General features: G+C 69.0%; 17 protein-coding genes. 1 reads left to right on the forward strand and 16 read right to left on the reverse strand.

All coding sequences use genetic code 11. The features are described 5' to 3' along the window. Positions 1-36 precede the first annotated feature (36 nt). The gene (locus tag IF20_RS10135; RefSeq protein ID WP_407702476.1) at positions 37-1,245 is read right to left on the reverse strand and encodes a glycosyltransferase 87 family protein; all 1,209 of its coding nucleotides are present in this window, start codon (positions 1,243-1,245) and stop codon (positions 37-39) included. Between the two features lie 56 nt (positions 1,246-1,301). Then, on the reverse strand, positions 1,302-2,930 hold the full coding sequence (locus IF20_RS10140) for an ABC-F family ATP-binding cassette domain-containing protein (RefSeq protein WP_052864752.1): 1,629 nt from the start codon (positions 2,928-2,930) through the stop codon (positions 1,302-1,304). A 111-nt stretch (positions 2,931-3,041) separates the two neighbouring features. Here IF20_RS10140 and IF20_RS10145 point away from each other — a divergent pair, with 111 nt between their 5' ends. Then, a complete protein-coding gene (locus IF20_RS10145; RefSeq protein ID WP_052864753.1) occupies positions 3,042-3,881 on the forward strand; it encodes a hypothetical protein in 840 nt (279 codons plus the stop codon). A 43-nt stretch (positions 3,882-3,924) separates the two neighbouring features. On the opposite strand, the gene truA is transcribed toward IF20_RS10145, so the two are convergent. The 14 genes from truA to rpsE all read right to left on the reverse strand — a co-directional run bounded on the left by truA (position 3,925) and on the right by rpsE (position 13,361). Further along, positions 3,925-4,785, reverse strand: coding sequence for a tRNA pseudouridine(38-40) synthase TruA (gene truA / locus IF20_RS10150; RefSeq protein ID WP_052864754.1), 861 nt, complete (start codon positions 4,783-4,785; stop codon positions 3,925-3,927). A gap of 74 nt (positions 4,786-4,859) precedes the next feature. After that, positions 4,860-5,354, reverse strand: a complete 495-nt coding sequence (gene rplQ, locus IF20_RS10155) for a 50S ribosomal protein L17 (protein WP_052864755.1) — start codon at positions 5,352-5,354, stop codon at positions 4,860-4,862. A 160-nt stretch (positions 5,355-5,514) separates the two neighbouring features. Continuing rightward, positions 5,515-6,537 carry a DNA-directed RNA polymerase subunit alpha gene (locus tag IF20_RS10160; protein ID WP_003956430.1) on the reverse strand — a complete coding sequence of 341 codons (1,023 nt, stop codon included), beginning with the start codon at positions 6,535-6,537 and terminating at the stop codon, positions 5,515-5,517. 108 nt (positions 6,538-6,645) lie between these two features. Next, complete coding sequence (gene rpsD, locus IF20_RS10165; RefSeq protein ID WP_030619901.1) at positions 6,646-7,272, reverse strand: 30S ribosomal protein S4; 627 nt, start codon at positions 7,270-7,272, stop codon at positions 6,646-6,648. A 27-nt stretch (positions 7,273-7,299) separates the two neighbouring features. Continuing rightward, positions 7,300-7,704 carry a 30S ribosomal protein S11 gene (rpsK, locus tag IF20_RS10170; RefSeq protein WP_004571845.1) on the reverse strand — a complete coding sequence of 135 codons (405 nt, stop codon included), beginning with the start codon at positions 7,702-7,704 and terminating at the stop codon, positions 7,300-7,302. 63 nt (positions 7,705-7,767) lie between these two features. Further along, entirely contained in the window at positions 7,768-8,148 is a 381-nt protein-coding gene (rpsM, locus tag IF20_RS10175; protein ID WP_030262856.1) for a 30S ribosomal protein S13, read from the reverse strand. Positions 8,149-8,344: 196 nt separating this feature from the next. Further along, the gene (gene rpmJ, locus IF20_RS10180) at positions 8,345-8,458 is read right to left on the reverse strand and encodes a 50S ribosomal protein L36 (RefSeq protein WP_003956441.1); all 114 of its coding nucleotides are present in this window, start codon (positions 8,456-8,458) and stop codon (positions 8,345-8,347) included. A 60-nt stretch (positions 8,459-8,518) separates the two neighbouring features. After that, positions 8,519-8,740, reverse strand: coding sequence for a translation initiation factor IF-1 (gene infA, locus IF20_RS10185; protein WP_030262853.1), 222 nt, complete (start codon positions 8,738-8,740; stop codon positions 8,519-8,521). A gap of 162 nt (positions 8,741-8,902) precedes the next feature. After that, the gene (gene map, locus IF20_RS10190; RefSeq protein ID WP_052864756.1) at positions 8,903-9,739 is read right to left on the reverse strand and encodes a type I methionyl aminopeptidase; all 837 of its coding nucleotides are present in this window, start codon (positions 9,737-9,739) and stop codon (positions 8,903-8,905) included. Between the two features lie 138 nt (positions 9,740-9,877). Then, a complete protein-coding gene (locus IF20_RS10195) occupies positions 9,878-10,534 on the reverse strand; it encodes an adenylate kinase (RefSeq protein ID WP_052864757.1) in 657 nt (218 codons plus the stop codon). Continuing rightward, complete coding sequence (gene secY, locus IF20_RS10200) at positions 10,534-11,847, reverse strand: preprotein translocase subunit SecY (protein ID WP_052864758.1); 1,314 nt, start codon at positions 11,845-11,847, stop codon at positions 10,534-10,536. Before secY ends, IF20_RS10195 begins: the two co-directional genes overlap by 1 nt. A 272-nt stretch (positions 11,848-12,119) precedes the next feature. Then, positions 12,120-12,575 carry a 50S ribosomal protein L15 gene (rplO, locus tag IF20_RS10205; RefSeq protein ID WP_052864759.1) on the reverse strand — a complete coding sequence of 152 codons (456 nt, stop codon included), beginning with the start codon at positions 12,573-12,575 and terminating at the stop codon, positions 12,120-12,122. Position 12,576: 1 nt separating this feature from the next. Beyond that, positions 12,577-12,759 carry a 50S ribosomal protein L30 gene (gene rpmD / locus IF20_RS10210; RefSeq protein ID WP_031050958.1) on the reverse strand — a complete coding sequence of 61 codons (183 nt, stop codon included), beginning with the start codon at positions 12,757-12,759 and terminating at the stop codon, positions 12,577-12,579. Next, the gene (rpsE, locus tag IF20_RS10215) at positions 12,756-13,361 is read right to left on the reverse strand and encodes a 30S ribosomal protein S5 (protein ID WP_052864760.1); all 606 of its coding nucleotides are present in this window, start codon (positions 13,359-13,361) and stop codon (positions 12,756-12,758) included. Before rpsE ends, rpmD begins: the two co-directional genes overlap by 4 nt. Positions 13,362-13,375 lie beyond the last annotated feature (14 nt).

Here is a 13,375-nt window from a genome sequence, read left to right on the forward strand (position 1 = left end):
AACAAACAGGCAGAATACCGGGCTCCCCCAGGCGGGTCAAAATGCGCCGGGCGCCGGGGTCCGGTCCGCGCCACCCCCAGAGGTCCGGTCCGCGCCACTCCCAGGGGCCCGGTCCGCGCCACTTCCGGCCGGGCGCCGCAGGCAGGCACAGGCCACCACGGCCGCGAGCGTCCACAGCATCGCCGCGTCCTTGAAGGCCCGCCGCCGCACGTCCTCCAGGTAGGGCCAGTCGAGGCCGGCGACCTGGGGCACGAGCGCGGCCCAGAACCACGCCGTACGGGGCACCGAGCCGGGTACGGCCGCGGAGGCCAGCAGCGGGCCGAGCACCACCAGCAGGTAGTGGTCGAAGGACGGCCGGGACACCAGGAAGGCCGCGAGCAGCAGCATCGCCGCGGTCTCGACGAGCCGGAGCGGCCCGTCGTCCGCGCGCCGCCAGCGCAGGCACGCGCAGGCCACGCCTGCCGCGGCCGCCGCCACCGCCAGCCCGTACGCCGCCGCCGGTGCCACCCCGAGCCTGGCCAGGACCGCCCCGAGCGAGGCGTCGTACGGCCGCGCGAAGGCGTCCTGGCCGCGCAGGAGGAACGGCAGCGTACGGGTGAGGAACATCCCGGGCCGCGGCATCGCGAGCGCCGCCAGAAGCGACACGCCCACCGGCACCGTGCTCGCGACGGCCAGCGCGCCCCATCGCCGCGCGAGGACGAACAGCAGCAGGACGGGCAGCAGCATCGGCTTCAGGGCGAGCACGCACCCGATCACCGCGCCGGCCGCCACCCACCGCGCGCGGCAGGCCAGCAGCAGTGCGAGCGGCAGCGCCACTACGGAGGCGAGCGTCCAGTTGCCGAGCGTGACGAGGTTGCGGAACGGCTGGAAGAACGGCAGCGCGGCCACGACCAACACCGCGAGCCGGCTGTCGGCCCGCACCCCGAAGATCCGCAGACTCAGGAACCAGCCCAGCAGCACGAGGCCGACCCCGGCCGCCGGCACCAGCCACGGCAGCCACCGCGCGGGCAGCAGCGCCTCGGGCACCGCCGCGAGCACCGCGCCCGGCAGATACAGGAACCGCTTGTCCGCGTACGGAGCACCGCCGTCCAGCAGCGCCCGCGCCGCCTTCACCACGAAGGCGTTGTCCATGCCGAGACGGCCGCCGCGCCGTACGGTCGCCACGACCACCACGGCCGTCAGCCCGGCGGCGACGGCCCGCAGCGGCCAGGGAGCGGGCCGCAGCAGCCACGCAGGTCGGGACACCTGCCCCCTTTGCCCTGCTGTGTCCGCTGCCATGCGGCCACCCTAGGAGCCCCCCGTCACCGCTCCCGCTCGACTCTCCGTTCGTCCCACACCGGCTCCGCCGTCTCCCGCACCCGGCCGTCCGAGCCGAAGACCAGATACCGGTCGAAGGAGCGCGCGAACCAGCGGTCGTGCGTCACCGCCAGCACCGTCCCCTCGTACGCCGCCAACCCCTCCTGCAGCGCCTCGGCCGACTCCAGGTCCAGGTTGTCGGTCGGCTCGTCCAGCAGCAGCGCCGTCGACCCCGCCAGCTCCAGCAGCAGGATCTGGAAGCGCGCCTGCTGGCCGCCGGAGAGCCGGTCGAAGCGCTGCTCGGCCTGGCGCTCCAGCTCGTACCGGCGCAGCGCGCTCATCGCCTTGCCGCGGTCCTTGGCGTGCTCGGTCCAGAGGATGTCGAGGAGGGTGCGGCCCGCCAGCTCGGGGTGCGCGTGGGTCTGTGCGAAGTGGCCGGGGACGACCCGGGCGCCCAGCTTCCACGTGCCGGTGTGCGCCACCGGGTGCTCGGGGTCTCCGGCGAGGAGGCGCAGGAAGTGGGATTTGCCCGAGCCGTTCGAGCCGAGGACCGCGACCCGCTCGCCGTAGAAGACCTCCAGCGAGAACGGCTTCATGAGCCCGGTGAGCTCCAGGTTCTCGCAGGTCACGGCGCGGACGCCGGTGCGGCCGCCGTGCAGCCGCATCGTGATGTCCTGCTCGCGCGGCGGCTCCGGCGGCGGCCCGGCCTCCTCGAACTTCTTCAGCCGGGTCTGGGCCGCGTGGTAGCGCGAGGCCATCTCGTGGCTGTTCTCCGCGGCCTGCCGGAGGTTACGCACCAGCTTCTTCAGCTGCTCGTGCTTCTCGTCCCAGCGCCGCCGCAGCTCCTCGAAGCGCGCGAAGCGCTCCTTGCGCGCCTCGTGGTACGTCCCGAAGCCGCCGCCGTGCACCCACACGTCCGAGCCCGCGGGGCCCGGCTCGACGCTGACGATCTTCTCGGCGGAGCGGGCCAGCAGCTCGCGGTCGTGGCTGACGAACAGCACCGTCTTCCTGGTCTCGCGCAGCCGCTCCTCCAGCCAGCGCTTGCCGGGGACGTCGAGGTAGTTGTCCGGCTCGTCCAGGAGCAGCACCTCCTCCGGGCCGCGCAGCAGCGACTCCAGCACCAGCCGCTTCTGCTCACCGCCGGAGAGCGTGCGCACCTGCCGCCACTGCGCCTTCTCGTACGGCACGCCGAGCGCGGCCATGGTGCACATGTCCCAGACCGTCTCGGCCTCGTACCCGCGGGCCTCCGCCCAGTCGCTGAGCGCCTGCGCGTACGCCATCTGCGCGGCCTCGTCGTCCACCGTCAGCACGGCGTGCTCGGCGTCGTCCACGGCCTTCGCGGCGGTCCGCAGCCGCGGCGGGGCCACCGAGACCAGCAGGTCCCGCACCGTCCGCTCATCTCGCACCGAGCCCACGAACTGCGGCATCACGCCCAGCCCGCCGCTGACCGTCACCGCACCGCCGTGCGGCGTCAGCTCCCCCGCGATCAGCTTCAGCAGCGTCGTCTTGCCCGCGCCGTTCGCGCCGACGAGCGCGACCGTGGCGCCTTCCCCCACCCGAAAGGACACGTCGCCCAGCAACACCCGCCCGTCCGGCAGGTGGTACTCCAGGTGTCCGGCCTCCACATGTCCCATGCACGGAATTGTCGGCCCCCGGCACCGCACGGGACAAACGGGTTTCCACCTGCACCGCACGGCCCCATGGCCGAAGTCCTTCTGTGACCTGTGCGCACTAGGATGCGCGCCATGAGCTTTGGGGAAGGGGGGCCGTTCGGCCCCGGGGGTTCCGGTCCGTCGTCCACTCCGGACTGGGCCGCGCTGGCAGAACAGAGCGAAGCACGCGGCAAGCGCAAGCGCTGGCTCCTGATAGGCGGTGGCGCCCTGGCCACCCTCGTGGTGGCCGGCGTCGTCGCCACCGCGGTGATCACCAGCAACGACGGCGGCAAGCCGTCCGCGCTCCCCTCACCGCAGGAACTCCCCGACGAGCCGGACGACCCGAAGCCCACCTTCTCCGACGTCACGGTCCCGCCGCCGCCGGACCCGATGGACTACATCACCGACGCCAAGAAGGACACCGCGCCGCTCACCGCCGACTCGCTCTTCCCCGACAAGCAGCTGACGGCCGACGGCCGCGCCTACCCGAAGGCCACCACCAGCTCCACCGGCAGCTGCGCGAGCGTCACCCAGGGCGGCCTCGGCGCGGTCCTCACGAAGCACGGCTGCGAGAAGCTGCTGCGCGCCACGTTCTCCCGGGACGGCGTGGCGGTGACCGTCGGCGTCGCCCGGTTCGACACCAAGGCCGCCGCGGCCGCGGTGAAAGAGGAGTACAAGCCCAACCTCGCGGCGCTCGCCGGCGGCAAGGTCGCCCCGTTCTGCCAGGGCACCGACTGCCGGACCTCGGCGAACGCCACGGGCCGGTACGCGTACTTCACGATCGCCGGCTACCTCAACGGCAAGGCCGTCACCACCAGCGAGACCAAGGCCCTGCAGGCCGGCCGGGACGGCGCCGCCTACGCCTGGAACCGGATCATGCAGCGCGGCCGCGACCAGGCCGACGCGGCGGCGAAGAAGCAGCTGAAGAACTGACGCCGGCCGCGGCGGGCGGGGCATCGGCCCCGCCCCCCCGGACTCAGCAGCAGCCCGCGCCCGGCAGGGTCCGCTTGTTCCGTGCTTCCTTGTTGCGGGCCGCCAGCAGCTCGTCGGCCGGGTAGCCGACCTCCTCCAGGGTCAGCCCGTGCGGCCGTACGACGTGCACCGCCGAGTCCCGCACCCCCGCCGCGAGCACCTTGCCCGGCCACTCCACGGGCCGGTGCCCGTCCCCGACGAACAGCAGCGCGCCCACCAGGGAGCGCACCATGTTGTGGCAGAACGCGTCGGCCCGCACCGTCGCCGTGACGATCCCGTCGGCGCCCCGCTCCCAGCTCAGCTCCTGGAGCGTGCGGATCGTCGTCGCGCCCTCGCGCCGCTTGCAGTACGCGGCGAAGTCGTGCTCGCCCAGCAGCGCCTGCGACGCCTCGTTCATCGCCGCGACGTCCAGGTCCCAGTCGTGCCACAGCACGTGCCCGCGCAGCAGCGGGTCGACGCCGCCGGGGTGGTCGGTGACCCGGTACGCGTACCGGCGCCAGATCGCCGAGAACCGCGCGTTGAAGCCGGCCGGGGCCTCGGCCACCCGCCAGATGCGTACGTCCTTGGGGAGCCGCCCGGCGAGCCGCCGGCGCAGCTTGTCGCCGTGCTCGGCCCACAGTTCCTGCGGCAGGTCCACATGGGCCACCTGGCCACGCGCGTGCACGCCCGCGTCGGTCCGCCCCGCCACGGTCAGCTCGTACGTCTCCGACGCCCGCATGACCGTCCGCAGCGCGTCCTCGATCTCCGCCTGGACCGTCCGCCGCTCCCGCTGCTTCGCCCAGCCGGAGAAGTCCTTCCCGTCGTAGGAGAGGTCCAGCCGCACCCGGACGTGGCCGGGCGCCGGCCCGTCGTTGTCATTGCTCACGCGCCCATCCTCTCAAGCGGAACGGACCCGCTCCCCCAGCGGGGAACGGGCCCGTTCAGCGGCCTGGATCAGGCTCAGGCGTCCTTGGACTCCTCGGCCGGGGCCTCGGCGGCCTCGTCCTTGGTGTCCTCGGCCTTGGCGGCCTCGTCGGCCTCCTTCACCGCGCGCTTGGTCGCGGCCTCGGCCTCGTCGACGGTGGCCTTCTTGGCGATCTCGCCCTCGACCAGCTCGATGACGGCCATCGGGGCGTTGTCGCCACGACGGTTGCCGATCTTGGTGATACGGGTGTAGCCACCCGGACGCTCGGCGTAGCGCGGCGCGATCTCGGTGAACAGCGTGTGCACGATGCTCTTGTCCGTGATCGTGGCCAGCACCAGGCGACGGTTGTGGATGTCGCCCTTCTTCGCCTTGGTGATCAGCTTCTCCGCGACGGGGCGCAGGCGGCGGGCCTTGGCCTCGGTCGTGGTGATGCGGCCGTGCTCGAACAGCGACTTCGCGAGGTTCGCGAGCAGCAGACGCTCGTGCGCGGCGCTGCCGCCCAGACGGGCACCCTTGGCGGGACGCGGCATGGTGTTTCTCCTCTGTGTCTGCCCCAGCCGTATCAGGTACCGGGGTCAGTATCCGAGCGGGCGGTCGCCCGTCGGAGACCCCGCGCCCCGTAAGGGGCGCGGGGAACTGCGCGACCAGCCGAAGCCGGTCCGCAGCAAAATCAGACCGTCAGGCCCGAGCTCAGTACTGCTCGGTCTCGACGAAACCCGCATCCGCGTCGTCATCGGCGCCGAACGCGTCAGCCGCAGCGGTCGGGTCGAATCCGGGCGGGCTGTCCTTCAGGGCCAGGCCCATGCCGGCCAGCTTCGCCTTGACCTCGTCGATCGACTTCGCACCGAAGTTGCGGATGTCGAGCAGGTCGGCCTCGGAGCGGGCGACGAGCTCACCCACGGAGTGGATGCCCTCGCGCTTGAGGCAGTTGTAGGAGCGGACCGTGAGCTCCAGCTCCTCGATCGGCAGCGCCAGGTCGGCGGCCAGGGCGGCGTCCGTGGGGGACGGGCCCATGTCGATGCCCTCGGCGTCGATGTTGAGCTCGCGCGCCAGACCGAACAGCTCGACCAGGGTCTTACCGGCGGACGCCATGGCGTCGCGCGGGCGCATGGCCTGCTTGGTCTCGACGTCGACGATCAGCTTGTCGAAGTCGGTGCGCTGCTCGACACGGGTCGCCTCGACCTTGTAGGTGACCTTGAGCACGGGGCTGTAGATGGAGTCGACCGGGATGCGGCCGATCTCCTGGCCCACCTGCTTGTTCTGCACCGCGGAGACGTAGCCGCGACCGCGCTCGACGGTCAGCTCCATCTCCAGCTTTCCCTTGCCGTTCAGCGTGGCGAGGACCAGGTCGGGGTTGTGCACCTCGACACCGGCCGGCGGGGCGATGTCCGCGGCGGTGACCAGGCCGGGGCCCTGCTTGCGCAGGTACATCACGACCGGCTCGTCGTGCTCCGAGGAGACGACCAGCTGCTTGATGTTCAGGATGAGGTCGGTGACGTCCTCCTTGACGCCCGGCACGGTGGTGAACTCGTGCAGGACACCGTCGATGCGGATGGACGTGACCGCCGCACCCGGGATCGAGGAGAGGAGCGTACGACGCAGGGAGTTGCCGAGGGTGTAACCGAAGCCCGGCTCCAGCGGCTCGATCACGAACCGGGAGCGGTACTCGTCGACGACCTCTTCGGTCAACGAGGGACGCTGAGCGATCAGCATGTTTTTGATCCTTCAGTCGAGGACGCCCGCTATTTGACGCCCGCTGTACTACAAGGGTACGGGCGGTACGGCCCGAAAGGCCCGTACCGCCCGCGACCGCGGTCCCTACTACTTGGAGTAGAGCTCGACGATCAGCTGCTCCTGCACCTGGGTGTCGATCACCGGGCGCTCGGGCAGCGAGTGCACGAGGATCCGGAGCTTCGAGGGGATCGCCTCCAGCCACGCCGGGACGGTCTTCTCGCCGGCCTCGGCCTGCGCCACCTGGAAGGGGGTCAGGTTCCGAGAGCCCTCGCGGACCTCGATGATGTCGTTCACGGCGACGCGAGCCGACGGGATGTCGGTCTTGCGGCCGTTCACGTTGATGTGGCCGTGACGGACCAGCTGACGGGCGTGGTCGCGGGACTTCGCGAAGCCCGCACGGTAGACCACGTTGTCCAGACGGGTCTCAAGGATGCGAAGCAGGTTCTCACCGGTCTTGCCGGTCTTCTGGTTCGCCTCCTTGTAGTACCCGAGGAACTGCTTCTCAAGGACGCCGTAGATACGGCTGCACTTCTGCTTCTCACGCAGCTGCAGCAGGTACTCGCTGTCCTTGGTGCGCCCGCGACCGTGCTCACCCGGGGGGTAAGGACGGATCTCGATCGGGCACTTCGCGCTCTCGCACTTGCTCCCCTTGAGGAAGAGCTTCTGCTTCTCCCGACGGCAACGCTTGCAGTCGGCCCCGGTGTAACGCGCCATTGTCTAGTTGTCTCCTAGTTCAGCTGGTCAGACGCGGCGACGCTTGGGCGGGCGGCAGCCGTTGTGCGGGGTCGGGGTGACGTCCTGGATCGAGCCGACCTCGAGGCCGGTGGCCTGGAGGGAGCGGATCGCGGTCTCACGGCCGGAGCCGGGACCCTTGACGAAGACGTCGACCTTGCGCATGCCGTGCTCCTGCGCGCGGCGGGCGGCCGACTCGGCGGCCATCTGCGCGGCGAACGGGGTGGACTTGCGCGAACCCTTGAAGCCCACGTGACCGGCCGAGGCCCAGGAAATCACGTTGCCGGTGGGGTCGGTGATCGAAACGATCGTGTTGTTGAACGTGCTCTTGATGTGAGCGTGCCCGTGGGCGACGTTCTTCTTCTCCTTGCGGCGCACCTTCTTGGCGCCGGCCGTACGGCCCTTCGGAGGCATGAATTACTCCCGTGGAGGTGGTCGGTCCTACAGCGAAGACCGCTGATGAGCGTCCGCTGAGGACTACTTCTTGCCCGGCTTCTTCTTGCCGGCGATCGCGCGACGCGGACCCTTGCGGGTACGGGCGTTCGTGCTGGTGCGCTGACCGTGGACGGGCAGGCCGCGACGGTGACGGAGACCCTGGTAGCAGCCGATCTCGACCTTGCGGCGGATGTCGGCCTGGATCTCGCGACGGAGGTCACCCTCGGTCTGGAGGTTGGCGTCCACGTACTCGCGGATCTTGACCAGGTCCTCTTCGGGAAGGTCACGAACGCGGGTGTTCGGGTCGACACCGGCAGCGGCGAGGGTCTGCTTCGCCAGCGTGCGGCCGATGCCGAAGACGTAGGTGAGGGCGACCTCCACGCGCTTTTCGCGCGGGATGTCAACACCTGAAACGCGTGCCATCGAATGGCTCCTGTGTTGATTCGGGGGTCTGCCACAGAACCGCTCCGTGACCGCCGACCGCTCCTCCTGGAGCAGTGGTACGGACAGGTCTCCGGCCCCCGCCGGAGGTGTCGTCAGCCGTCATGGCCGGACGGGCTCTGCGTATGAACTGTGTGCTCGCGTCGCGCGAAGAACTGCGAAATGCAGGTGGCGTGCGTCAGCCCTGGCGCTGCTTGTGGCGCAGGTTGTCGCAGATGACCATGACCCGTCCGTGGCGGCGGATCACCTTGCACTTGTCGCAGATCTTCTTGACGCTCGGCTTGACCTTCATGGGATGTGAGGTTCTCCGGGTCAGTGCCTTAACCCCACGGGAGCGGGGTACTGGCAAGATCTACTTGTAGCGGTAGACGATCCGTCCACGCGTCAGGTCGTACGGGGAGAGCTCCACGACGACCCTGTCATCCGGGAGGATACGGATGTAGTGCATCCGCATCTTTCCGCTGATGTGCGCGAGGACCTGGTGACCGTTCTGAAGCTCCACCTTGAACATCGCGTTCGGCAGGGACTCGATCACGGTGCCCTCGATCTCGATGGCACCTTGCTTCTTGGCCACGCTTCGCCCTTCGAATCGGCTACCTTGATCGACTCTCGTCTGATTCACCCATTTCCCGCGTCCGGGGACGCAGGCATGCGGATGCACGAGAGCCGACGCGTCAGTCTACGTCAGTGCACACGAAAAGACGAATCCACGATTATTGCCCAGCCACGGAGATCGTTACGCCAGGGGATCGGGAGCGGTCTCGATACCGAGCTCGGCGAGCTTGGCCTTGCCGCCGTCCGGGGCCGTCAGGACCAGCGGGCCCTGCTCGGTGAGCGCGACCGAGTGCTCCCAGTGCGAGGACCAGCCGCCGTCGTTGGACTTCACGGTCCAGTCGTCTTCCAGGACGTGGGTCTTGGCGGTGCCCAGGTTGATCATCGGCTCGATGGCGATGCAGAAGCCCGGGACGAGCTTGGGGCCGCGCCCGCGCTTGCGGTCGACGTAGTTCAGCAGGTGCGGGTCCATGTGCATCTGCGACCCGATGCCGTGGCCGCCGTAGTCCTCGACGATGCCGTACTTGCCGGAGGAGGGGCGCGGCTGGCGCTTGATGTAGCCCTCGATGGCCTTGGAGATGTCGACCAGGCGGTTGCCCTTGCGGACCGCGGCGATGCCGGCCCACATCGACTCCTCGGTCACCCGGCTGAGCTCGGTCAGCTCCGCGGAGTGACCGGAGCCGACGAAGGCGGTGTACGCGGCGTCACCGTGCCAGCCGTCGACGATCGCGCCGCAGTCGATGGAGATGATGTCGCCGTCCCGGAGCACGGTGTCGGCGGACGGGATGCCGTGCACGACCACGTCGTTCACCGACGTGCAGATCGTCGCGGGGAAGCCGCCGTATCCGAGGAAGTTCGACTTCGCGCCGTGCTCGGCGAGCACCTTGCGCGCCGCGTCGTCCAGGTCCTTGGTGGTGGCGCCGGGCACCGCGACCTCACGGGTGGCGGCGTGGATAGCGGCGACGACCAGCCCCGCCTCGCGCATCTTCGCGATCTGCTCCGGGGTCTTGATCTCCAGCATTGAGCTGACGCCTTCCTGAACCGACGACTCGAACGTTTCTTCATTGCGGCGGCCCGGAAAAGCCGCCCCCGTACACGATACGGCCGCGGCCGCCCTCCCGGGCGCCGCGGCCGTATCGAAGAGCCGGTGCCTACCGCGTCACGCGGCTTCGCGCTCCAGCGCACCCATGGCCCGCTGCGTGACCTCGTCGACCTTCCCGAGCGCCGGGATGGTCACCACGAGGTCCTGCGCCTTGTAGTAATCGATGATCGGCTCGGTCTCCGTGTGGTAGACCTCCAGCCGCTTGCGCACCGTGTCCTCGCGGTCGTCCTCGCGCTGGTACAGCTCGCCGCCGCAGATGTCGCAGGTGCCGTCCGTCTTCGACGGGCTGTACTCGACGTGGAAGATGTGCTTGCCGTCCTTGCGGCACATCCGGCGACCGGAGATCCGCTTGACGACCTCTTCCTCGGGGACCTCCAGGTCCAGCACGGCGTCGAGCTTCAGCCCGGCGTCCTCCAGGATGCCGTCCAGCGCCTCGGCCTGCGCGAGGTTGCGCGGGAAGCCGTCCAGCAGGAAGCCGTTCGCCGCGTCGGCCTGCTCCATGCGGTCCTTGGCCATGCCGATGGTGACCTCGTCCGGCACCAGGTTGCCCGCGTCCATGTACGCCTTGGCCGCCTTGCCGAGCTCGGTGCCCTGGCTGATGTTGGCGCGGAACAGGTCACCCGTGGAGATGTGCGGGATGGCGAGGTTCTCGGCGAGGTACGCAGCCTGCGTACCCTTGCCTGCCCCAGGAGGACCGACGAGGACGATTCGCATCAGCGGAGGAACCCTTCGTAGTTACGCTGCTGAAGCTGGCTCTCGATCTGCTTCACGGTCTCCAGACCCACACCCACGATGATCAGGATGCTCGTCCCGCCGAACGGGAAGTTCTGGTTCGCGTTGAAAAGCACCAACGCCACTGTCGGCACCAGCGCGATCAGACCCAGATACAGCGAGCCCGGCCACGTGATCCGGTTGAGCACGTAGCTGAGGTACTCGGCCGTCGGGCGACCAGCCCGGATACCCGGGATGAAGCCACCATACTTCTTCATGTTGTCGGCAACTTCTTCGGGGTTGAAGGAGATGGCGACGTAGAAGAAGGCGAAGAACACGATCAGCAGGAAGTACGTAACGATGTAAACCGGGCCATCTCCGCGCTGGAAGTGTGTCTGAAGCCACGTGGCCCAGCCCGCCTTCGAGCCGCTGAACTGCGCGATGAGCGCAGGAATGTAGAGCAGCGACGACGCGAAAATGACAGGAATCACACCTGCCTGATTCACCTTGAGCGGGATGTAGGTGGACGTACCGCCGTAGGAGCGACGGCCGATCATCCGCTTGGCGTACTGCACGGGAATACGGCGCTGGGCCTGCTCGACGAAGACCACCAGCGCGATCATCGCGAGTCCGATCGCGATGACGGAGCCGAACTCGATCCAGCCGTCGGCGAGCTTGCCGGAGACCTTGATCTGCCACAGCGCGGCCGGGAAGCCGGAGGCGATCGAGATGAACATCAGGATCGACATGCCGTTGCCGATGCCGCGGTCGGTGATGAGCTCACCCAGCCACATGACGACGCCGGTGCCGGCGGTCATGCAGATGACCATCGTGATGGTCGTGAAGATCGCGGGGTCCGGGATGATCTCGTTGCGCAGGGTGCAGGTGCTGAACAGCGCGCCGCTGCGGGCGGTGGCCACCAGGCCGGTGCCCTGCAGGACCGCGAGCGCCACGGTGAGGTACCGGGTGTACTGCGTGATCTTCGCCTGCCCGGACTGGCCCTCCTTCTTCAGGGCCTCCAGCCGTGGGATCACCACGGTGAGCAGCTGAAGGATGATGCTTGCCGTGATGTACGGCATGATCCCCAGCGCGAAAAGTGTGATCTTGAGCAGCGCACCACCGCTGAACATGTTCACCAGACCGAAGAGCCCACTCCCGGAGCCGGCCTGCTTCATGCAGGTTTCGACATTGGAGTAGTTGACTCCCGGAACCGGTACGTGCGCCCCGAGCCGATACACCAGCACGATGCCCAGCGTGAACAGCAGCTTCTTGCGCAGGTCGGGCGTCTTGAACGCTCGGGCGAACGCGGTGAGCACGGTGCCTCCTGCGCCCCCCGCCTCGTGGGCGGGAGGTGACGGTCTTGAGGATCTACGAATACTGAGCGGCCGAAAACCGCGTGGCCCCCGGCCACGCGGTGTATTCTCCGCGGCCCGCCGCATCAGCTACCTGACGCGCCGGTCCCCGGCGAAAGTACAGCAATAGTGCACGCCACCTTACCGGCGACCATGCCCCCCTTGGAACGACCAACCGGGGATGCCCCAATTCGTGGGCATCCCCGGTCAGTTGAATCACTCGCGTGCGAGCCGCGTCAGAGCAGCTCGGTGACGCTGCCGCCGGCGGCGGCGATCTTCTCCTTGGCGGAGCCGGAGACGGCGTCGACCGTCACCTGCAGCGCCACGGAGATCTCGCCCTGGCCCAGGACCTTGACGAGCTCGTTGTTGCGCACCGCGCCCTTGGCGACCAGGTCGGCCACCGTGACCTCGCCACCCTCGGGGTACAGCGCGGCCAGCTTCTCCAGGTTCACGACCTGGAACTGCTTGTGAGCGGGGTTCTTGAAGCCCTTCAGCTTCGGGAGACGCATGTGGAGGGGCATCTGCCCACCCTCGAAGCGCTCCGGAACCTGGTAACGGGCCTTCGTGCCCTTGGTACCACGACCAGCGGTCTTACCCTTGGACGCCTCACCACGACCGACACGGGTCTTGGCGGTCTTGGCACCCGGGGCAGGACGGAGGTTGTGGACCTTCAGCGGGTTGTTCTCCGCCATGTCAGTCGACCTCCTCGACCGTCACGAGGTGACGCACGGTGTGCACCATGCCGACGACCTCGGGACGGGCCTCCCGCACGACGCTGTCGTTCAGCCGCTTGAGGCCGAGCGAACGCAGCGTGTCACGGTGGTTCTGCTTGCTACCGATGTAGGACTTGGTCTGGGTGATCTTGATGCGCATCACGCATTCACCCCGGCACGCGCCCGCAGCAGAGCGGCGGGAGCAACGTCCTCCAGCGGCAGACCACGACGGGCGGCGATCTCCTCGGGCCGCTTGAGACCCTGGAGCGCCTCCACCGTGGCGTGCACGATGTTGATCGGGTTCGACGAACCGAGCGACTTGCTCAGCACGTCGTGGATGCCGGCGCACTCGAGCACGGCGCGCACCGGGCCACCCGCGATCACACCGGTACCGGGGGAAGCAGGCTTGAGCAGGACGACGCCCGCGGCCTTCTCGCCCTGGATGGGGTGCGGGATGGTGCCGGCGATACGGGGGACCTTGAAGAAGTGCTTCTTGGCCTCCTCAACGCCCTTGGCGATGGCGGCCGGCACCTCCTTGGCCTTGCCGTAACCGACACCCACGGTGCCGTCACCGTCGCCCACCACGACCAGCGCGGTGAAGCTGAAGCGACGACCACCCTTCACAACCTTGGCGACACGGTTGATGGCGACAACACGCTCGACGTAGGCGGTCTTCTCGGCAGCTGCGCCGCCGTCCCGCCGGTCCTTACGGTCCCGCCGCTCGCCGCCACCGGCGCCGCCACCGCGGCGCTGGGGTCCAGCCATTGGAATTACCTCTC

Source organism: Streptomyces niger, from assembly GCF_000718305.1.
Lineage (GTDB): Bacteria > Actinomycetota > Actinomycetes > Streptomycetales > Streptomycetaceae > Streptomyces > Streptomyces niger.

Bases quoted from the DNA above. Each gene is read 5' to 3' on its own strand.
- IF20_RS10140 (WP_052864752.1), bottom strand. From the start codon at position 2,930: ATGGGACATGTGGAGGCCGGACACCTGGAGTACCACCTGCCGGACGGG.
- IF20_RS10145 (WP_052864753.1), top strand. From the start codon at position 3,042: ATGAGCTTTGGGGAAGGGGGGCCGTTCGGCCCCGGGGGTTCCGGTCCG.
- rplQ (WP_052864755.1), bottom strand. From the start codon at position 5,354: ATGCCGCGTCCCGCCAAGGGTGCCCGTCTGGGCGGCAGCGCCGCGCAC.
- IF20_RS10160 (WP_003956430.1), bottom strand. From the start codon at position 6,537: ATGCTGATCGCTCAGCGTCCCTCGTTGACCGAAGAGGTCGTCGACGAG.
- rpsD (WP_030619901.1), bottom strand. From the start codon at position 7,272: ATGGCGCGTTACACCGGGGCCGACTGCAAGCGTTGCCGTCGGGAGAAG.
- rpsK (WP_004571845.1), bottom strand. From the start codon at position 7,704: ATGCCTCCGAAGGGCCGTACGGCCGGCGCCAAGAAGGTGCGCCGCAAG.
- rpsM (WP_030262856.1), bottom strand. From the start codon at position 8,148: ATGGCACGCGTTTCAGGTGTTGACATCCCGCGCGAAAAGCGCGTGGAG.
- rpmJ (WP_003956441.1), bottom strand. From the start codon at position 8,458: ATGAAGGTCAAGCCGAGCGTCAAGAAGATCTGCGACAAGTGCAAGGTG.
- map (WP_052864756.1), bottom strand. From the start codon at position 9,739: ATGCTGGAGATCAAGACCCCGGAGCAGATCGCGAAGATGCGCGAGGCG.
- IF20_RS10195 (WP_052864757.1), bottom strand. From the start codon at position 10,534: ATGCGAATCGTCCTCGTCGGTCCTCCTGGGGCAGGCAAGGGTACGCAG.
- rplO (WP_052864759.1), bottom strand. From the start codon at position 12,575: ATGGCGGAGAACAACCCGCTGAAGGTCCACAACCTCCGTCCTGCCCCG.
- rpsE (WP_052864760.1), bottom strand. From the start codon at position 13,361: ATGGCTGGACCCCAGCGCCGCGGTGGCGGCGCCGGTGGCGGCGAGCGG.